This window comes from Flavobacterium sp. AJR, assembly GCF_002156885.1.
Classification (GTDB): Bacteria; Bacteroidota; Bacteroidia; order Flavobacteriales; family Flavobacteriaceae; genus Flavobacterium.
Genome location: NZ_NCWQ01000013.1, coordinates 34,344 through 54,172, shown reverse-complemented (window position 1 = coordinate 54,172; position 19,829 = coordinate 34,344). Strand labels below are relative to the sequence as shown.

The window sequence follows — 19,829 nt, the reverse complement described above, 5'->3', positions numbered from 1 at the left end:
GTTTTAATCTTTGCAATAATATGCATGCTGTTTTTTGTTTCCTGGTTTCTTAAATATCCAGATGTCGTTGGTACAGAAATAAGTATTACAACTTCTATTCCTCCTGAGAAATTAGTAGCCAAAACTACTGGTAGAATCGAAGCAATTTTAGTAAAAGATAAAGCGAAAGTGTCCAAAAATACGCCACTTGCAATTATCGAAAATTCAGCTAATTATAAAGATGTTTTTGTTTTAAAAAATACAGTAGACAATTTTAATATAAACGACAGGAATAAAGAATTTCCATTTGCTTCCCTAAACAATATGCAGTTTGGAGAGATGGAAAATGCTTACGGAGTATTTCAAAAAGATTATGCAGCTTGGAAACTTAATGCAAGTTTGCAGCCTTTTCAGGTTGAAAATAATGCTCAAAAATCAGAGCATACCCAGATTGAAGAGCGATTGGCTATTTTGCAGCAGCAAAAAAGTATTAATGAAAGCGAATTACAACTCCAAAAAAATGATGTTAATCGTTTCGAGGCCTTGTATGCAAAAGGCGTTATTTCGACTCAGGATTTGGAAAATAAAAAGTTGAGTTACCTTCAGGCAGATAAAAATTATAAAGGCTTACTTTCTTCAATATCGCAGTTAAAATCGTCTCTTATAGAAAACTCCAGATCAAGTCAGGGTACTAAAATAAGCGGAACGAAAGAGGAAGTGAATTTAGAACGGAACTTAATGCAATCTTTTTATCAGTTAAAAAAAGGAATCAAAGATTGGGAATTAGCTTATACATTAAGATCATCAATTCCTGGTGTTGTTACTTTTTTGCAAGTTTGGACAGAAAATCAGACTATTACTTCAGGAGAGAATGTTTTTTCTATTATTCCGGATACTGAAAAAGGATATATTGGCAAAGCCAAAGCAAAGGCTCAGAATTCAGGGAAAATTAAATTAGGACAAAAAGTTAATATCAGATTATTTAATTTTCCAGACAGAGAGTTTGGTGTAATCAGAGGTAAGGTCGAAAATATTTCACTTATTCCAGATAAAGATGGGAATCTATTGTTGGATGTATCGCTTCCTCAGGGATTAGAAACATCGTATAATAAGAAAATCCCTTTTCAACAAGAAATGAAAGGTAGTGCCGAAATTGTTACCGAAGATTTACGATTACTCGAAAGAATCTTGTATCAGTTTAAGAGCTTGTTTAGACAGAACTAGGTTAGAGTCCTGTTCCCGCTACAGAGAATAACCCATCAAAATTTTGATGGGTTTTTTGTTTTTTATTACCTGCATCAAGCCCTGTAAATGTTGACACTAACCTAAAAACAAGGTTAACCTTATTGGTTAGATATTGCCTGTTTTCAGCCCTAATTGACAATCCCTCAGGAAATACCAAGTTTTGAATTTTTATTTTACTCTCTATATCTCCCTCTCTCCAGTATTTACTGATGTTAGAGACTTTTTCTATCACCTTATCGATATGTCTGTTGTGGTTAGATATTTTTTTGGCATTGGAGTATATCTGGCTTTCAATCATCTTTAATTCGGTCTCAAACTGAAGCGCATATCTATTGTATTTATCATCTCCAAAATTTGTATTCTCAAAATAGCGTTTATCCAAATTCTCAATTTTAGTTTCAATCTCTTTTTTCTTTAGAAGTAAGCTTTTCGTTTCCTCTTTAGCCTCTGCGTTCACAGCATCAAAGAATTTATTTAACTGTATTTTAAAAGGCTCTACAAATTTTGAATTTAATGTATACCTTGACAATAATCTTTCAAAAGAATCATTCAAACCTTCCATTTTTGATTTTTGAGTGGTCAGAGCATTAAAACTGGCATTTTTACACTTTTGACATTTATAATAATGTGCTTTCTTTTTTCTAACCTCATAACTTGTCAGCAGGCATCCGCACTCGCATCTTAAAAATCCTGTAAGGGGTCTAAACTCATTGACTTTAGTTTTACAATATTCTTTAACAGTGATTACGTTGTTTTCCGAAAGCATATTATCAACTTTCAGGAAATCTTCTTCACTAACTAATCCCGCCCAGTTTCCTTTCACTGGTTCTTCAATTAATGCATTAACTAAGATCCCGCAATAAAAAGGGTTGCGCCACATAGAGCTAATCCCCTGCTTTGAAATAATCAAATCCAGTTTTTCAAGTTTCTGTCTGATCACATAATCTCTTTCCCCTGCAAGTTTCCATTTCCATGCCTTTTTTAAAATCTCTCCTTCCTGATTGATTGTAATAGACTGCGTGTCCTGCATTAAGGCATAGTCACCTACTTTTCTCCCCCGCATTGTATAGCCTCTGGGAGCTTTGCCAAGCCAGTTCCCTGACCTTAGCAGTGCTTTCATGCCAGGAATTGTTTTTTCTAATCTGTCCATGTTTTCCCTTCTGGCATCCAAGAGCTTGCTGTAAATATCCAGTTTACTGTATTCATCATTGGTGCATAGTCCTGATGATGTCTCGATTAGATGAACACCCAGCTTATCAACTAGTTCGTGCACAATAGTGATAGCGTTGCCTCCTGTTCTGGAGAACCTGCTGATAAATTTAATGGCAATTGCGAAAGGTTTCTGCTTTGAGCTTTTAACTTCTTCCAATAGTTTTGTAAACTCTTTTCTTGTGAAATCTCCCGAGGCGCTTTCATAAGTACCTCCAAGTATGTTCTTAAGTGTATAGCCGTTCCTAGATGCGAACTGAACTATTTCACTGCGCTGTTCCTCCAGACTATTATTTACTAACTGTAGTTTTGAGCTTACCCTAGTGTAACCCCAAATTTCTTTTACCTCATCTTTTTGAGTTAGTTTTTCTTTTTGAAATTTTTTGAAATTTTCAATACTCATATTCTTAGTCTTAAAAATTATAAACTATTACTGCCAATTGAAACAGGCTTTCAATTATCTCCTGTCCTTCCGCTTCGGATATTGTTTCAAAACCTTTACAACTTCTTAATTCTTCAATAGTTAATTTTTGCTGATTCTTTACGGTTTTTCCTTTCTCATTACCAGAAACGCTCTCTCTTTGTTCGAGCATTATATTTGTGCTCTCAGCATGTGGCTCTACTAACTCCCTGCCTATAGTGGTTTTTCTTTTATCCGTTCTTTCATTTCTCATCGTGCACCTCCTGCTCTAAACTGTAAAAGACCGCTTGCACGATCCTTCCTAATTACACCTAATTATATTTATTTTAATAAATATAATTATGCATGTTTGAAGCTATGACGTTTATAGTGCCACTGGTACTCTTTGTCTTTTAAAGGCATAATATCGAAAACGAAAATTGCAGGCTTACAGCAATTTCAATAATTAAAGCTTGGCTAGAACATAACCGAAAGGTGTTTTTTCGATAAACAGCAATTAATAAAATTTTACCAATGTATCTTATCAATTCTTTATATATGACACACTGAAAATCATGTTTCATACATTAGACGCGAATTAAACACGTCTGTAGAATTATATTTCTTGAAATTTCGCTGTTATGTCAAGGCTTTTTAATGTGCTTTTCTTCAAATTCCTCTATAAGCTGTATTATCTTTTTAGATAAAACAACGAGTTCTATTGTCTGCTTTTCGAGTTTGTACAGATATGCCGAAGCTTTCCTTTCGGAAAATTTTTGATATAAAATCTTTACAACCTGATTGTAATTTACCCCGACAGCCCTAAACTGGCTGTAAAATGAGGTCAGCCGCATATAATAATCCATTGTCGCTTTATCAATCTTAACTGTTTTTATTCCTTTTTGAAAAACACACGCTGTAATAAAGTGTGCCATTACATGCATCCCTGAGGTTTCAAAAAGAGTCAGGAAGCGGGCATTTTCTTCTGCAGTAAGACTGATGGAATAGCGGTGGACGGCGGGATCTATTTTGGAATGTCTTCCTCCTTTATTCCGATTCTTTTTTTCTTCATTTTCCATAACTTCTTATTTCAATTTCTTTAAACCAATATAAAATATACTCAGAGTTACAATCCAATTTGGAAGTGTTTGGAAGCAGTTGGAAGCATTTGGCTTATTTGTTCTTAGCCCAGTCTTAGACCTTTAATATTGGAATTCTTTTTATTTATAATTATCCAAAGAAATAATAAAAAGAAACCGAAGGTATGACGGGCTTAACAGTCTGGCAAAAAGACTTCGGCATAATGCCTTGCTCGTTCCTCTCAAGACACCCTTCGGGACTTATTCCGATTCCTTTTGGCCTGTCTGAATCCCGTCCTTTGGGATTGCTTTCTTTTTCTTTTTTCATTTTTTCTGTTTTCTTTTGGAAAAATATTTTTTTTAAGGCACTGCTGGACTGGCTTGGCACCTGCTGACCTTTATGTATACATGCACGCTTGATTGCGTGACTGCTTGCAGGCTTGCAGGCAGGAATGCCAACCTGCATACATCCTTACCTACTTACTTGAGCACTTGAATACCTGATTGCCTTATTGCTTGATTGCTTGAATATCTTAGGACTTTTCTACCTGCATGCATAAATAATTGTATGCACAGGTTACCACTTTAAGTTTGAACTCTAATCGAGTTAATTTTTAATACACATATAATGAAATACTTAGCTAATATTATCTTTTATTATTTATAACTCAATGCCATTATATTTCTTAAATTCACATAAGTATAGAATTTGAAATTTAAGAAATGGAAAAACGTAAAATTTACGATCGCGATTTCATACTAAATGCAGTACAAATGGCACTTGAAAGAAATCCTATTAAGGTGGCTACAGAACTGGGCATAGCTACCACAAACATCTACAGATGGCAAGCTGAACTTCAAAAATACGGAACAGAAAGTTTCTGCGGGCGTGGATATTTTAGAACCCCCGAACAAAAAAGATCTTCTGAACTTAAAAGAAAGCTTAAAGAATTAGAACTTCAAATTGAAATTTTTAAGAGCGCAAGCAAATATATCCCTGAAGGGAAACCAATGATTTTTCATTTTATTAAAAACAATTTAAATAAATATCCGCTTTGGAAAATGTGTAAAGTTTTAGGCATAAAAGAATTTACATATTATAGATGGAGAGATAAATTACTTTCTCCCAAACAACTTCAAACAACTTTAATAGAGAAAGAAATTACTTCCATATTTTATGAATATAAAGGGCTGTATGGCAGTGGAAAAATTACTGCAGAATTACAAAGTCGAGGTTTTAAATTAAAAGAGTGTTCGGTATCTCTTCATATGAAAAAACTCGGTCTTGTAAGTAAGCTTAGTAGCAGACATAAAACAACTGGTTCATCATTTATTCCCCATAATCCTTGTATCTTTCCTAATGTTCTAAATCGACAGTTTAAAGCTGACGAGCCTTCTCAAATTTGGATATCGGACATAACAAGCTTAGAAACAGTGGAGGGACTCTTATTCCTAACTATTATTATGGATTTATTTGACAGAAAAATTGTTGGATGGAATTTGAGTGAAGGGTTGACAATAAAGGAAACTTCTTTGCCTACTTGGGAAATGGCTATTCAAAATCGTAAAACAAAAAAGGAATTAGTATTTCATTCCGATAGATCCCCTCAATACGCTAATAAGATATTTACCCGTAAATTAAACACATATAAAAATATTACACGAAGTATGAGCAGGACACAGAATCATTTAGATAATGCTGTGGCTAAAAACTTTTTTATTTCCCTCAAATTTGAATTAACTGATTTAAAGGTTCTTCTGACTAAAAAACAAATGGAAGAAAAAATATCTGAATATATTGAAAATCTTCATTAAAAGATATTCCGCTATAAATTACCAAACTTCAGACTATGAAAAAATACGAACGTAATTTTAAAGAAAATGCAGTTAAATTAAGTTTTAAGCGAGGCAATAGGCAAACTGCAAGCCTTGCAAGGGAGCTAGGGATAACTCCAGATACCTTGTATAAATGGCGACAAGACTTTGAAAAATTTGGAACAGGAAGTTTTTGTGGACGGGGTTACCCTAAATTGACTCCTGAAAAAGCCATAATCACTGACCTTGAAAAGAAAATTAAAAATTCAAAAATTACACTCGAGATTTTAAGTAAAGGAACCAAATATGTTTCTCAAGGGAAAATAATGACTAAAAACTTTATCGAAGAAAATAAATATAAATTTTCAATTGCAAAAATGTTAACTGTATTAAACGTCTCAGAAACCACATATTATAGAACAAAAAAACAAGAACTTACTAATTCAGAAGCTCGAATAATTCTATTAAAACAAGAAATTACATCCATATATTATGAATTTAAACGAGAATATGGATGCACCAAAATAACAAAAGAGCTACAAAGCAGAGGGTTTAAAATAAAAAACTCATCAGTAAAAAAGTACATGAGAATGTTGGGATTGCGCAGAAAAGTTAAAAGAAAGTTTAAGGTAACAACTGATTCACATCATAATCACTATGTAGTTTCAAATGTTTTAAATAGAGAATTCACAGTCAGTGAGCCTGCTAAAGCTTGGGTCTCAGACATAACATATATACAAACAACAAAAGGCTTTTTATATCTTACCGTTGTTATGGATTTATTTGATAGAAAAATAATAGGATGGATTTTAAGCACCAAAATGAGTACCAAAGCAACAATTTTACCCGCTTGGAAAATGGCAGTTAAGAACAGGAAAATTGCTAAAGATTTAATCTTTCATTCCGATAGAGGTGTTCAATATGCTAATAAAATTTTCGCTAGTACACTAGATTCTTATAAGTGTGTAATACGTAGTATGAGTCGTAGGCAAAATCATAATGACAATGCCGTTTGTGAAAGTTTTTTCAGCTCTTTTAAAAGAGAATTAATTAACGGGAATAAACTCCTAACCAGGAAGCAGATGAGAGCCGATGTATATGAATATATTGAAAATTGGTATAATAAAGAAAGAAGGCATACATTTTTAGACTATAAAACAATAGAAGAATTTGATAGATTACATTTTATATAATCACATTGTATATTAATAATCTGGCAATCCATTGTTTGCATAGCCATAATAACTTATAAAGATTACAACAAAAAAAGGGCATCAAGCCCTTTCATTAAAACATGTCTAATATTGTGTTCATCAGAACACGGCAAGTTGTGTTTTGAGATGCTTGAAATAAATTCAGCATCTCAAAACAACTTGCCCTGCGGGGCTAGAAAACGCCTCCGAAGTCGGCGTTTTATTAAAATTATAAATGGAAACAAGTTATTTTGAAACGTTGTTTTTGCTTTCATCTAAATGTATTTGATAAAGCTTGTCAAGCAGTTCCGCTTCTTCCAATGGGATCAGCATCTCAATTATTCTAAGCAGGCTTCCTACATATCTCTCAGTATGTATATTACTCTCTATACTCACTTCAATACCGTCCAGAGCAAATTTTGCTGTTTTAAGCAGATCCAATATCATACAGAACAGGTCTCTATATCCTTCCACACTTATTTCAATATTGTGCAAATCATTTCTGGTTTCTACAGCTGGCTTGAGAAGCACAAAATACTGCTTTGGGTTTTCTATAAACTCACTTAATTTGATTATATCATTTTCCATAATCTTTATTTTTAAATCAATTAATCATTTAACTAGCGGACTTCTTTAAATTTCATCATGTGGAGTTTTTATAGTTTTTATCAGGACTGTTAAAATAAATATACACAGATTCTAAAAACAGCCTTACCAGTGCAAACCATGTCATAAGGTCAATGTGCTGTTCGAGTTCAGGGTCGCTTTCCAGTTCTAATGCATTTTTTAAATCAAAATCCAAGTTTTGAATTCTCTGTTGAAACTTTTGATAATAGTCAATTCCAACTACTGTTATAACAACAAAGAGCAGGTCATGCACAAATTGTGAGCAATTAATTGATTTTAAAATATACCTGAGACTGTCAAACCGCTTATCTTTTGGACTTGGATTTTCTTTCAGTTCATAACAAAAATGTATAAGCAGTTGCAGGCAAGACAGCAGTCCTGCCGTCTTGATGTCCTGCACTTCTGCATCAGCGATTGCAAGATCACCTGAAAGCAATTCTTCCAAATCGTATTCCTGCAAAAGGTCGGGATATTTGTCCAGTAACAAATCTAGCTTGGGATTTTTCAACTTTTCGAGAAGTTCTGAAATCCCGCTTTCCAGATTCTTTTTTGGATTCTGAAAAAGTATGTCCAGTGCTGTCTTTGCCTGTTCTGCTGATTTTACAAGTGTTTTTTCTTTCTTAAAGTTTTTATTTTTTTTCATATTAAAAAATTATTGTTATTAAAGTTGAGAGCGTGCTGATACAGGATTGCGTTAACGCAATCCTATTTCTCTGGCAGTGCTTCTTTTTTAATCTTTTCAACGCCTCTCTCACGCATAAGCTCTCCTGCATCAAGCATTTTGATTAAATAGACATAGGGAGTCATAAGGTCATAATCAAATTCTTCTTCGTGCGGAGACAATGAAAGCTGAGTGACTTCCCATATGAAGAATTCAAATTCTTCCAGAGTGTTCTCAGAAAATGCTTTTTGAAATACAACAAAAGGATTGTCAAATTCCTGCTTTGTCAGCGAAGAGAGATGAAATACGTCCTCACTACGGGCTGACTCTTTCACTTTCCATTTCTTACTTTTAATTTTAAGGCAGTAACAGACCCTCAGAAAAGAGCAGATTGTAGAATAGAAAACAAAAACCTCGCAGGGGTTATCCTGTTTATAGATTTTTCTTCTGTGGCTATGAATTACTGCTTCACTTAAAATATTTTTATGGTAATCAAGGTGCGCAAAGTCAAAAAAGGCTTCAAGAGCATAAAATGGGTTTGCTGTCTCATACCCTGACCAAGGATTAATTCCAAAGGATATATTATTCTTTTTCATAATTTCATAATTTAGGTTCATTATCCGCTTGCTCATTTCTACTTTCATGATCATTCAAAATCTCCAAATACAACGTATGGAGTTTATCAAGTCCTTCCGCTTCACTGCATGGCAGGAGCTGTATAGCAATTTCTAAAACACTTGTAAGATGGAAAGTGGGATCCTCGATCTGGCTTGAGTTCTCAAGACCAGAATTCTCAAGCGTATGAAGGGCTATTTTAAGGAGATCCTGTACAGTGAAAATCAAATGCGTGTAGCGTTTAAATTTTAGATCAGCATGATAAATACTTTCTTTGCTTTTCTGAGGGGTCAGGGTTCTGAAAAAGAAACTGTCTTTGAGTTCTTTTATAAAATCATCTGCCCTTTTGGTTTTATTTGTTTCCATAATTGCTAATTATTTGTTTTCTCAGTTTCATTTTCAGCTTCATTCAGTCTTTCGATTTCATTTTGAATCATGATATCAGCCTTCCTTCTAAATTTCCCGCATCTTTCTTCGAGCAACTGATAAAGTATATAATCAACGTCGTTACATTTGCTGAAACGCAGGGTATTGGGCTGTTGCTTAAGCAAATTGAATACGGACTTTTCTTCCTTGGTCTGGCGTGGAAAGAAATCTGCAGTTATACTGGTAAAGTATTCGCAGAGCATAAACAGGTACTCTAATGCAAAATGGTTGGGAGTGTAACCCGTAAAGACACGGATTAACGCGAGGCAACTCTGCTCCACTATTTGATGAAGGGCGGACATTTTTACTTCATCCGAACTCGAAACATCATCATCATTGTATACCCAGTTCCAGATTGTAACAATAACATTGCTCCTTTGTCCTGCATAATTTGATGCGGATTTTAAATTTCTTTTTGGGGTTTCGGAAATATTTAAATACGGAGGTTTATTAATGTCCTGAAACAACAGCTCCCCTTTCTGCATAATCTGCCAAAAGAAAAACTGCTGGTCTTGGCAGAGATTTTTAAGGCTTTGTACACGGTGTATAAGAACAGTAGCGGTCATACAACCTTCAGTCTTTGTTTTTATCTTATCACTTATGTCACTGGCAGAGTTTTCTATAGTTTCATAAACAAAGACTAAGAGGTATAAATGAATATGCTCTTTCTGTACTCCTTTGTCAGGATTAAGTATCCTGCTCGAACTGTAATTGTTTGCATGCCTGCCAAAACAATAAATAGCAGATGTTTTAATGTGCCCTGTAATTACTTCAAGTAATTCTTTTTGCTGTGAAAATTCAATTGCATTCATAATTTTAAATTTTTAGTTAATACTTGTGTGAAAAATTGTATTTTTGTTTAACACACAGGCAAGTAAGTGATTAGTCGTACTGTACGGTATCAATTTGTATTGTACCGTACAAGACTTTTTCTATATCATACAGGAGACTTACTTTTTTATTCTTAATTATTATCTTTGAGCTATGAGTACAGTAACAAAACCAAATCACATAGGACGAAAAATCAGTCGTATTCGTGAACTAAAAGACATGAAACAGGAAGCATTAGCACAGGCTATGGGAACAAACCAGCAGGCTATTTCTATAATGGAAAACAGCGAGACAATTGAGGAAGAAAAACTAATCGAAGTAGCAAAGGCTTTAGGAGTAACTGTTGAAGCAATTAAGAACTTTACAGAGGAGGGTGTGTTTAATTACTTTAATACTTTCACCGAAAATGATTTCAGTAATAGTCAAGGTGCTAATTTTGGAAACAATAATACATGTACTTTTAACCCATTGGATAAATTAATTGAATCTCACGAACAACAGATCAAACTTTACGAACGTTTGGTTCAAGCCGAAAAAGACAAAGTCGAATATTTGGAAAAATTGCTAAAAGCAAATTAAGCTTTTATAAAAGATATATTAATTCCAAAAAGAGACTTTCGAGTCTCTTTTTTGTTGTCAAATATTTGCATAAATTATAAAATAAATTACCATGAATAAAACTATAAAGCTGAGAGTAAAGAAAGAAATTGATCGAGAAAGTGAGCTTAAAGTATTAAAACTAAAAGGGACATTAATTAGTAAAGGCTATACTGAAATTATTCATATTGAAGATGAAAATGAAGATTTCTATCTCAACACTTTTTCAACTTCTACAGAGCTCAAAAAAGAAGTAGAAAATTATATATTAGATTATATTTCTTCTCATAACGTAAATGATATTATTACATTACTCAGCACAGTTAAATAGTTTTTTTTAAAGTTCATTTGAGATGGATAGAAACGAAATTATTTTTAACAGGTTACTAAATAATTTACATATACCGATCTTGATATAATAATTATAACTAAAGGCTCCATGATAGAAGATTTAATTAAAAGAACACAAACCGATGATTTTTATCAAAATTATGATTTGAAACTTGAATTATTCAATTTTAAAACATCAGATAATACCGTGGAGATGATTTTTTCAATTAATCAAAACAGTTATGATATTCCAATTGAATACGAAGAGTGGAAAATAACTTGCAGAAACACTGAAAAATATCATGGTTTCTTTTGGAATGTCCTCGTGCCATATACTAAATTAAAAATTTTAGATAAACATCCAGCATTACTTCTCTACAATCATAATGAACTTGAATGCGAAATAATTGGAGTACCTAAAGATATTAATCAATTTATTGCTGATATTTCTATGATACTTGAAAGAGAGACCGGAAATTGGATCACTGTCACAGACATTTTATGGAATAGTGAAGAGCATTATAAGCTTTTCAACAAAAAAAATATAAATATACCCAAGTTGATAGGCAAGCCTATCAAAGAAGTTTGTGCAAAACACAACCTTACATTTAAAGTTACTTATGAAGTAACTGGAGAAGACAAACGCTTCGCACACAAGCAAAAAAGTAAAATTTTGATATTCGGAAACGAAGATGTGAGTCCAAACGATTTTTATCTGAAACAGCCGTACGTTATTGCAGAAAGTTTTACGGCTGAACATATTAAATAAATAAATCATAAAAGAATTTATAACAATACTAACATACTAATTTTATTATGCAAAACTTTCCAAAAAAATGTTATTTGATTTCTTCTCGGAATAATTAAAATTCCCTTTGGCAGAAAAGTAAAATACAAATTCAACCATAATCTTATTGCGCCCTGAAAATTCATTGATTATGACTTAAACAGTTTAAACGAAGGAAGAAAAGAAAAAATAAGAAGAGATTTTTAAAAAGAACATTGTTTTTAGCTAGCTTTTTATTGAAAAATCAAATAAATTCAATACTTTTCAGCAAATTATAAGAGACTTAATGGCAATCAAAAAAACCGAATTATATCGTTCATTATGGGCGAGTTGTGATGAATTACGTGGCGGGATGGATGCATCCCAATATAAAGATTATGTACTCACAATGTTATTTGTAAAATATATTTCTGATAAATCAAAGAAAGATCATGATTTTGCAATTGAAATACCACAAGGTGCATCTTTTGATGATATGGTTAATTTAATTGGGAATCCTGAAATTGGAGACCGCATCAACAAAGAAGTCCTAAATAAAATAAAAGAATCTAATGGCTTAAATGATTTTCCCGATTTTAACGATGAAACCAAACTTGGCAAAGGAAAAGATTTGGTAGAAACTGTTTCCAACTTAGTTCGTATTTTTAATGACAATAGTTTAGATTTTTCCAAAAATTCTGCCGAAGGAGACGATATTCTAGGAGATGCTTATGAATATTTGATGCGCCATTTTGCTACGGAAAGCGGTAAAAGTAAAGGACAATTTTACACCCCTGCCGAAGTTTCCCGTATTTTAGCGAAAGTCATTGGTATTAACTTTAAAAATGCTACTACTCAAACTACTGCATATGATCCAACGTGCGGATCGGGTTCATTGTTATTGAAAGTTGCAAATGAAGCGGGGAAATCGATTACTTTATATGGACAAGAAAAGGAAACGACTACTGCCAATCTGGCGACAATGAATATGATACTTCACGGCGCTGAAACCGCCGAAATAGTTGCTGACAATACACTAAGCAGACCTGCCTACAAAGAAGCGGATGGCAGTCTAAAGCGTTTCGACTACGTCGTAGCTAATCCTCCGTTTTCCTTAAAAAGTTGGAGCAATGGTGTAAATATTGAAAGTGATGAATACAATCGTTTCGAGCTCGGTGTACCTCCCGAAAAGAATGGTGATTATGCTTTTTTATTACACATAGTACAATCTTTGAAAGCTAATGGAAAAGCAGCTGTGGTTTTACCGCACGGTGTTTTGTTTCGGGGAAATGCCGAAGGTGAAATCCGTAAGAATATCTTAAAGAAAGGTTTTATTAAAGGTATCATTGGTCTTCCTGCCAACTTATTTTACGGCACCGGTATTCCAGCTTGTATCATTGTGTTGGATAAAGAAAACTCCGCACATCGTAAAGGTATTTTTATGATGGATGCGAGCAAAGGATTTATCAAAGACGGCAACAAGAACAGACTGCGTGAGCAGGATTTGCGGAAAATTACAGATGTATTTACTCAAATGATAGAAGTACCAAAGTACAGCCGTATGGTACCTATGAGCGAAATTGCAGATAAAAAAAACGATTACAACCTCAACATTCCGCGATATATTGACACGCAGGAAAATGAAGACATTCAGGATTTATTGGCACATTTAAAAGGTGGAATTCCAGTGCGGGATTTGGAAGCGATGCAAACCTATTGGAAAGCTTATCCGAATTTGAAAAACATATTATTTTCCCACTTACGTGATGGCTATGTAATGCTCAACGTGGCATCAGCAAATATTAAAACAACCATTTTTGGCCACGAAGAATTTAAGGCATTTAATACTACTTTAGATATCACTTATAATAAGTGGCTAAATCACCAAATTAAAGCTTGGGAACAATTAGATAAACATTGTAATGGTAAAGAGCTGATTGGCAAAATGAGCGAAAGTTTGTTGCAGGCTTTTGAAAGCAATGCTTTGGTACAAGCTTACGATTTGTACCAATACCTGATGATGTATTGGCAAGAAACTATGCAGGATGATGTCTATTCTGTATCTATGGACGGTTGGAAAGCCGGAAATGAATGGACACGTCGTGTAATAAAAGGTAAAAAAGATAAAGACGGAAAACCGGGAAAAGATAAAGAAATAATTGGATTGGCTGGCATAGAAGGTAGGTTGATTTCACCAGAATTAATAATTGAAGTTTATTTTAAAGAACTAAATAACTCACTTGCTGATTTAGAAAACCAATATACCCTGACGCAGGAAGCTTTGAATGAAATTGAAGAAGAGAACATGGAAGAAGATAGCATCTTTGGAGAACTGGATAAAATTAACTTAAAAAATGTAAAAAATCTTTACAAAGAACGAAAAGCTATCCATGCACCAAAAGAAGAACTAAACTACATTAAGAATTATATAGAATCGCAGGAAGCTTTAGCCGGAATTGGAAAACTGATTAAAATTGCAAAAGACAATCTGGAAGATAAAGTCATCAAAAAATATCCAGCCCTTACTGAAAACGAAATTAAAAACACTGTGATTCATCACAAATGGAAAACTTATTTATTGGGTACCATGCAACAGGAACAAAATAAGATTAGCCAAGGATTAACCCAACGTATCAATAGTCTAGCAGAACGGTATGAAACCACATTAGCGACCTCACAAATTGAATTGACACAATCTGAAGCCAAGGTACTAGAGCACCTACAAAAAATGGGATTAGTATGGTAAAGGAAGATTTAAAAAGGCAAACAATGGGATTACTTCCAGAAGATTGGGAGTTGTTAAACTTAGAGGCAAACTTCACTTTAAAAGCGAGAATAGGCTGGCAAGGACTTACAACAGCTGAGTATCTTAATGATGGAGATTATGGATTAGTAACAGGAACTGATTTTAAGAACGGATATATAGATTGGGACAATTGTGTTTTTGTAGAAAAAATGCGATTTGACCAAGATAGAAATATTCAATTAAAAAAAAATGATGTACTTGTTACAAAAGATGGTACTATCGGAAAAATAGCTTTCATAGATTTTCTGCCTAAACCAACAACTTTAAATAGTGGGGTCTTTGTAGTCAGACCTAAATCTAATAATATCAATAATAGATTTTTCTATTATATATTAATGTCATTTTATTTTGATGATTTTCTATTAAAAATTACAGCTGGTTCTACGATAATACATCTTTATCAGAAAGATTTTGTCAATTTTAATTTTGTATGTCCACCACTCCCCGAGCAAGAAGCAATAGCTGAAGTATTAAGTGATTGTGATGCATGGGTAGAAAGTTTAGAAAAAATAATTGCAAAAAAACGTCTTATTAAACAGGGCGCAATGCAGGAATTACTAACGCCTAAAGAAAATTGGGAAGTAAAGAAGCTAGGTGAGGTTGCGCAATTTCTCAAAGGAAAAGGTTTGCCTAAATCAGAGTTAGATAACAGTTTTGAATATGAATGTATTCATTATGGAGAGTTGTTTACAAGATACAAAGAATTGATCGGGGATGTTTTTAGTCGAACTAATTCGAATATTAATGCTATTATGTCAAAACATAATGATGTTTTAATGCCTACTTCTGATGTGACACCAAGAGGACTTGCTACAGCAAGCTGTATTAAAAAAGATGGAGTTATTTTAGGGGGTGACATTTTAATTATAAGATTCTTTATGGAAATCGATGGATTATATTTTTCATATTTCATCAGTAATAATAAAGAAGAGGTTTTAAAATTTGTTAGTGGCTCTACGGTTTATCATTTATACGGAAGTGAACTGTCAAATTTAAATTTTGAATTTCCAACACTCACCGAACAAACCCGCATAGCCACAATTTTATCGGATATGGATGCAGAAATTGATGCCTTAGAAAAAAAATTAAACAAAGCACGTCAAATTAAACAAGGAATGATGCAAGAATTACTTACTGGAAGAGTAAGACTATTATAGAAGGCAAAGACCAAAGATAGAATTCTCTTAAGCACATGAACTATAGTCAAATCTTATTATAACAAGGTAGAATTGCTTATGAAAATTTTAAAATTACTTTGCAATTTATATTTATCTCATATAGTGATAAATCTATCTAAGTGACTACTTGCCTGACGCCAAAAAAAAACATTATCTTAATTCAAATAATAATATAAAATTAATAAAGGTAATGAAGGAGAAGAAATGATATAGTAAGAGATAAGAAACAAATAAAGTGTAATTAATTGCTAAAGAAGAACTGGTATGATTAACCCTATTGAACGAATAACACAGAATCGTATAGTCCAATTGTTTCAAAATCAATTGAGTTATGAATATTATGGCAATTGGGAAGACAGAACCAATAACAGCAATGTCGAAACTGAATACTTACATCGCTTTTTACGGAAGCAAGGTTACACAGAAATACTGGTTGAAAAAGCAATTAACGAGGTGTGTCATTTGGCAAATTCAAATGGAGGCAATTTGTACGACCGTAATCAAAAAATGTATAATCTATTACGATATGGCGTGAAAGCAAGGCCTGAATTAGGCGAGCAATTTGAAACCCTTTTCGTAATCGATTGGAAGAACTGGCAACAAAATGAATTTGCAATTGCCGAAGAAGTTACGTTGAATAACAAACAGCACAACCGCCGACCTGACATTGTTTTGTACATCAACGGTATTGCTATCGGTATTTTAGAACTAAAGCGAGGAACAGTAGATTTAGCTGAAAGTATTCGCCAGAATATATCCAATCAGAAGGAAATTTTTTCGCAGGGATTCTTCACTACTATCCAAGTTATTTTGGCTGGAAACAACACACAAGGTCTGCGATACGGAACAATTGAAACACCCGAAAAATACTATTTAAGTTGGAAAGAGGATGAGCATGATAATGAGGGATATAAACTGGACAAATATATATTAAAGCTTTGTGAAAAATCCCGTGTTATAGATTTACTTTACAATGGAGTCATTTACGATGCAGGTGTAAAAAAATTACCTCGGCCTCATCAATATTTCGCTTTGAAAGAAGCACAGAATTTTGTAAAACGCAGAGAAGGTGGTATTATATGGCATACACAAGGTTCAGGCAAATCGCTCATGATGGTAATGCTGGGTAAATGGATTTTGGAAAATATACCAAATTCGCGTATTGTCATTTTAACCGACCGCACAGAACTAGATGATCAGATTGAACGGGTCTTTAATGATGTAGGTGAAAGCGATATCGCCAAAACTAAATCAGGCAAAGAAATGATGCAATATTTACAGGCTCCCAAACCGCGTTTAATTTGCTCTTTAATACACAAATTTGGCAACAAGGGTGATGGAGATTTTGATTCATTTATAAAAGAATTAAAAGAAAATCCTATACAAACACAAGGGGAAATATTTGTATTTGTAGATGAATGTCACCGAACACAAAGCGGTAAGCTAAATGATGCAATGAAAGCTATTTTAAACACTGCAGTATTCATTGGTTTTACTGGAACGCCATTGTTGAAAGTAGATAAAAAAACGACGATGGATGTTTTTGGACGCTATATCCACACCTATAAATTTAATGAGGCTGTAGATGACGGCGTGGTAAAAGATTTAATGTATGAAGGAAGGAGCATTGAGCAAAATTTGACCTCACAAACAAAAGTAGATCAATGGTTTGATGCTAAAACAAGAGGTCTAAATGATTTTCAGCGTAATGAGCTGAAAAAAAAATGGGGCACAATGCAAAATGTGTTAAGTTCTAAAGGACGAATGGAAAAAATAGTCGCCGATATTGTGGTTGATTTTAGTACCAAACCTCGTTTAGCAAGTCAGTCAGGGAATGCTATTTTAGTAGCAGGAAGCATTTACGAAGCCACGAAATATTATTCTCTTTTTCAGAATAATGAATTTAAAGGAAAATGCGCCATTGTCACTTCATACAATCCGAATATAAGTGAAATGTCGCTGGAAGATACAGGTGCACAAACAGATACTGATAAAGAATTCATCTACAAAGTTTATATGGAACTGCTAAAAGATGTAAGCCCCAAAGGCAATAAATCTAAAACAGAAACATACGAAAGCGATGTTAAAGAATTATTTCGCAAGCAACCTGCAAGAATGAAACTGCTTATTGTAGTCTCAAAATTGTTGACTGGTTTTGATGCCCCACCTTGCAGTTATATTTACATTGACAAAAAAATGCAGGATCATACTTTGTTCCAAGCTATTTGTAGGGTTAATCGCTTAGATACCGATGACAAAGATTACGGCTACATTGTAGATTATATGGAATTATTTGGTAATGTTACAGATGCTATTGATGTTTATACATCTGAGTTAGAAAGCGAAGGATTTACAAAAGAAGATGTTTCTATACAATTAAAAGACCGATTAAAAGTAGCATCTGACCGCTTAGAAATTGCTCTGGAAACACTTGAAGCATTGTGCGAAAATGTTCCATCCCCTAAAGGAGATTTAAACTTTATTCAATATTTCTGCGGTAATACCGAAAAAGAGCAAGATTTAAAAGCCAACGAATATAAAAGGATGGCTTTGTACAAAGCCATTGTAGAGTACATTAGGGCTTATACTAATATGACCACCGATTTTGAGCTGGCAGGATACAATGAAAAATCAATCAAACACTTTAAAGAACGTTTGGATTTTTATTTAAATGTGCGTGAAGTTATTCGTATAGCAAGTAACGAAACTATCGATTTAAAAGTTTATGAAGCCGATATGCGTTTTTTGTTGGATACTTATATCCGCGCAGAAGAATCTATACTAATTTCTCCGTTTGAGGACATTTCCTTGTTGGATTTGATGGAAACTGACATGAATAAGGCTATTGATAATTTGCCTGCATCCATAAAAAGCAATCAAGAAGCTGTTGCCGAAGTGATTGAAAATAATGTTCGAAGCAAAATTGTTGAAGAACATTTATTGGATCCTAAATATTTTGACGAAATGTCCATACTTTTAACTGAGTTAATTGAAGCTAGAAAACGTGCATCTATTATGTATCAAGAATATTTAGGAAAAATGGCCAATTTGGTTCGAATGGTTAATAGAGGCAAGAAAGATGATGCTCCAAAGTCCCTTAACACTAAAGGAAAAGTTGCATTGTACCATACTTTAGATGGGAATGAACGATTAGCCTTAGCTTGTGAAGACGCTGTACAAAATGCTAAACAGGAAGGGTTTCGAGATAATGTAATGAAACAGCGTAAGGTCAAAAATGCAATAAAGCGTGTTGTTGAAGATGACACCTTAGCTGAAAAAGTATACAAAATCATAGAACAACATAAAGAGGATTATTAAGTTGAGTACACAGATTTTGAAAATAGGAACTTTAGAGATTGAGGTGAAATTCAAACCAATCAAAAATTTACATTTAAGTGTTCATCCGCCGTATGGAAAAGTAACTGTGTCTTCTCCTGATTTTTTTGAATTGGAAAAAGTCAGAGTCTATCTTACAACAAAAATAGGTTGGATAAAACAAGAACAAAGGAAAATTTCAAGCCAAGAAAGAGAAGCTGAAAAATTATTCATTACAAGGGAAAGCCATCAGTTTTTAGGTAAACGTTATTTGCTGAAAATAAAGGAGTCTGAAAAAAATAAAATTGTTTTAAAACATAGTGCAATTGATTTATATACAAAACAAGGTGCAACTACTGATATTAAAAAGAAAATCCTATACAACTGGTACCGAAAAGAGTTAAGACTTCAACTCTCGACTCTTATTCATCTATATGCATCAATAATGAATTTAAATACTCCTGAATTCGGAATACGTATTATGAAAACTAAATGGGGAAGCTGTATTACTGAAAATAAAAAATTGTGGTTTAATATTGAGCTAGCTAAGAAACCGATAGATTGTATTGAATACATTGTTGTACATGAAATGGTTCATCTTCTTGAAAGAAATCACAACAAAAATTTCATTTTAATGATGGACAAATATTTGCCTAACTGGCGCACACAGAAGAAAATTTTGAATGAATTACCAATTTAATTTGATCTAAATACTTCGAAGTACTTTTATTCCCGAATGAGGCGCCCGAGCTTGAGG

The 19,829-nt window shown here is 33.5% G+C and carries 19 protein-coding genes; 10 read left to right on the top strand and 9 right to left on the bottom strand.

What is annotated here, in order from left to right:
* Positions 1–1,203 (top strand): HlyD family secretion protein (locus B8T70_RS05090; protein WP_086894144.1); only part of this gene is annotated, 1,203 nt, incomplete at its 5' end.
* Position 1,204: 1 nt separating this feature from the next.
* On the opposite strand, the gene B8T70_RS05085 is transcribed toward B8T70_RS05090, so the two are convergent.
* The 4 genes from B8T70_RS05085 to B8T70_RS05070 all read right to left on the bottom strand — a co-directional run bounded on the left by B8T70_RS05085 (position 1,205) and on the right by B8T70_RS05070 (position 4,378).
* Positions 1,205–2,836: a recombinase family protein gene (locus B8T70_RS05085; RefSeq protein WP_086894141.1), complete on the bottom strand. Its 1,632-nt coding sequence runs from the start codon at positions 2,834–2,836 to the stop codon at positions 1,205–1,207.
* A 10-nt stretch (positions 2,837–2,846) separates the two neighbouring features.
* Positions 2,847–3,107, bottom strand: coding sequence for a hypothetical protein (locus B8T70_RS05080; protein WP_086894140.1), 261 nt, complete (start codon positions 3,105–3,107; stop codon positions 2,847–2,849).
* A gap of 370 nt (positions 3,108–3,477) precedes the next feature.
* Positions 3,478–3,912: a conjugal transfer protein MobA gene (gene mobA / locus B8T70_RS05075; RefSeq protein WP_086894139.1), complete on the bottom strand. Its 435-nt coding sequence runs from the start codon at positions 3,910–3,912 to the stop codon at positions 3,478–3,480.
* A gap of 151 nt (positions 3,913–4,063) precedes the next feature.
* Positions 4,064–4,378: a hypothetical protein gene (locus B8T70_RS05070; protein WP_086894138.1), complete on the bottom strand. Its 315-nt coding sequence runs from the start codon at positions 4,376–4,378 to the stop codon at positions 4,064–4,066.
* Between the two features lie 257 nt (positions 4,379–4,635).
* On the opposite strand from B8T70_RS05070, the gene B8T70_RS05065 reads away from it, so the two are divergent.
* Both B8T70_RS05065 and B8T70_RS05060 read left to right on the top strand, forming a co-directional pair.
* Positions 4,636–5,727, top strand: coding sequence for an IS3 family transposase (locus B8T70_RS05065; protein WP_086894137.1), 1,092 nt, complete (start codon positions 4,636–4,638; stop codon positions 5,725–5,727).
* A 35-nt stretch (positions 5,728–5,762) separates the two neighbouring features.
* The gene (locus B8T70_RS05060) at positions 5,763–6,920 is read left to right on the top strand and encodes an IS3 family transposase (RefSeq protein WP_086894136.1); all 1,158 of its coding nucleotides are present in this window, start codon (positions 5,763–5,765) and stop codon (positions 6,918–6,920) included.
* A 246-nt stretch (positions 6,921–7,166) separates the two neighbouring features.
* Here B8T70_RS05060 and B8T70_RS05055 read toward each other — a convergent pair whose 3' ends face one another.
* From B8T70_RS05055 to B8T70_RS05035, 5 genes are all read right to left on the bottom strand, one after another.
* The gene (locus tag B8T70_RS05055) at positions 7,167–7,508 is read right to left on the bottom strand and encodes a hypothetical protein (RefSeq protein ID WP_086894135.1); all 342 of its coding nucleotides are present in this window, start codon (positions 7,506–7,508) and stop codon (positions 7,167–7,169) included.
* A gap of 55 nt (positions 7,509–7,563) precedes the next feature.
* Entirely contained in the window at positions 7,564–8,190 is a 627-nt protein-coding gene (locus B8T70_RS05050) for a hypothetical protein (RefSeq protein ID WP_086894134.1), read from the bottom strand.
* A 62-nt stretch (positions 8,191–8,252) separates the two neighbouring features.
* Positions 8,253–8,804, bottom strand: a complete 552-nt coding sequence (locus B8T70_RS05045) for a hypothetical protein (protein ID WP_086894143.1) — start codon at positions 8,802–8,804, stop codon at positions 8,253–8,255.
* Between the two features lie 4 nt (positions 8,805–8,808).
* Positions 8,809–9,189: a hypothetical protein gene (locus B8T70_RS05040; protein ID WP_086894133.1), complete on the bottom strand. Its 381-nt coding sequence runs from the start codon at positions 9,187–9,189 to the stop codon at positions 8,809–8,811.
* Between the two features lie 5 nt (positions 9,190–9,194).
* On the bottom strand, positions 9,195–10,061 hold the full coding sequence (locus B8T70_RS05035; RefSeq protein ID WP_086894132.1) for a hypothetical protein: 867 nt from the start codon (positions 10,059–10,061) through the stop codon (positions 9,195–9,197).
* A gap of 172 nt (positions 10,062–10,233) precedes the next feature.
* On the opposite strand from B8T70_RS05035, the gene B8T70_RS05030 reads away from it, so the two are divergent.
* The 7 genes from B8T70_RS05030 to B8T70_RS05000 all read left to right on the top strand — a co-directional run bounded on the left by B8T70_RS05030 (position 10,234) and on the right by B8T70_RS05000 (position 19,772).
* Positions 10,234–10,659: a helix-turn-helix domain-containing protein gene (locus B8T70_RS05030; protein WP_086894131.1), complete on the top strand. Its 426-nt coding sequence runs from the start codon at positions 10,234–10,236 to the stop codon at positions 10,657–10,659.
* Between the two features lie 91 nt (positions 10,660–10,750).
* Positions 10,751–11,008, top strand: a complete 258-nt coding sequence (locus B8T70_RS05025; protein ID WP_086894130.1) for a hypothetical protein — start codon at positions 10,751–10,753, stop codon at positions 11,006–11,008.
* Between the two features lie 108 nt (positions 11,009–11,116).
* Positions 11,117–11,776 carry a hypothetical protein gene (locus tag B8T70_RS05020; RefSeq protein WP_086894129.1) on the top strand — a complete coding sequence of 220 codons (660 nt, stop codon included), beginning with the start codon at positions 11,117–11,119 and terminating at the stop codon, positions 11,774–11,776.
* A 304-nt stretch (positions 11,777–12,080) separates the two neighbouring features.
* A complete protein-coding gene (locus B8T70_RS05015; protein WP_086894128.1) occupies positions 12,081–14,519 on the top strand; it encodes a type I restriction-modification system subunit M in 2,439 nt (812 codons plus the stop codon).
* On the top strand, positions 14,513–15,736 hold the full coding sequence (locus B8T70_RS05010) for a restriction endonuclease subunit S (protein ID WP_086894127.1): 1,224 nt from the start codon (positions 14,513–14,515) through the stop codon (positions 15,734–15,736). The genes B8T70_RS05015 and B8T70_RS05010 overlap by 7 nt, the downstream gene beginning before the upstream one ends.
* A gap of 285 nt (positions 15,737–16,021) precedes the next feature.
* Positions 16,022–19,075, top strand: coding sequence for a type I restriction endonuclease subunit R (locus B8T70_RS05005; protein ID WP_086894126.1), 3,054 nt, complete (start codon positions 16,022–16,024; stop codon positions 19,073–19,075).
* Between the two features lie 16 nt (positions 19,076–19,091).
* On the top strand, positions 19,092–19,772 hold the full coding sequence (locus B8T70_RS05000) for a M48 family metallopeptidase (protein WP_242667428.1): 681 nt from the start codon (positions 19,092–19,094) through the stop codon (positions 19,770–19,772).
* Positions 19,773–19,829: the final 57 nt, after the last annotated feature.

Coding starts and splice junctions, on each gene's coding strand:
- B8T70_RS05085 (WP_086894141.1), bottom strand. CDS start 2,836: ATGAGTATTGAAAATTTCAAAAAATTTCAAAAAGAAAAACTAACTCAA.
- B8T70_RS05080 (WP_086894140.1), bottom strand. CDS start 3,107: ATGAGAAATGAAAGAACGGATAAAAGAAAAACCACTATAGGCAGGGAG.
- mobA (WP_086894139.1), bottom strand. CDS start 3,912: ATGGAAAATGAAGAAAAAAAGAATCGGAATAAAGGAGGAAGACATTCC.
- B8T70_RS05070 (WP_086894138.1), bottom strand. CDS start 4,378: ATGCAGGTTGGCATTCCTGCCTGCAAGCCTGCAAGCAGTCACGCAATC.
- B8T70_RS05065 (WP_086894137.1), top strand. CDS start 4,636: ATGGAAAAACGTAAAATTTACGATCGCGATTTCATACTAAATGCAGTA.
- B8T70_RS05060 (WP_086894136.1), top strand. CDS start 5,763: ATGAAAAAATACGAACGTAATTTTAAAGAAAATGCAGTTAAATTAAGT.
- B8T70_RS05055 (WP_086894135.1), bottom strand. CDS start 7,508: ATGGAAAATGATATAATCAAATTAAGTGAGTTTATAGAAAACCCAAAG.
- B8T70_RS05050 (WP_086894134.1), bottom strand. CDS start 8,190: ATGAAAAAAAATAAAAACTTTAAGAAAGAAAAAACACTTGTAAAATCA.
- B8T70_RS05045 (WP_086894143.1), bottom strand. CDS start 8,804: ATGAAAAAGAATAATATATCCTTTGGAATTAATCCTTGGTCAGGGTAT.
- B8T70_RS05040 (WP_086894133.1), bottom strand. CDS start 9,189: ATGGAAACAAATAAAACCAAAAGGGCAGATGATTTTATAAAAGAACTC.
- B8T70_RS05035 (WP_086894132.1), bottom strand. CDS start 10,061: ATGAATGCAATTGAATTTTCACAGCAAAAAGAATTACTTGAAGTAATT.
- B8T70_RS05030 (WP_086894131.1), top strand. CDS start 10,234: ATGAGTACAGTAACAAAACCAAATCACATAGGACGAAAAATCAGTCGT.
- B8T70_RS05025 (WP_086894130.1), top strand. CDS start 10,751: ATGAATAAAACTATAAAGCTGAGAGTAAAGAAAGAAATTGATCGAGAA.
- B8T70_RS05020 (WP_086894129.1), top strand. CDS start 11,117: ATGATAGAAGATTTAATTAAAAGAACACAAACCGATGATTTTTATCAA.
- B8T70_RS05015 (WP_086894128.1), top strand. CDS start 12,081: ATGGCAATCAAAAAAACCGAATTATATCGTTCATTATGGGCGAGTTGT.
- B8T70_RS05010 (WP_086894127.1), top strand. CDS start 14,513: ATGGTAAAGGAAGATTTAAAAAGGCAAACAATGGGATTACTTCCAGAA.
- B8T70_RS05005 (WP_086894126.1), top strand. CDS start 16,022: ATGATTAACCCTATTGAACGAATAACACAGAATCGTATAGTCCAATTG.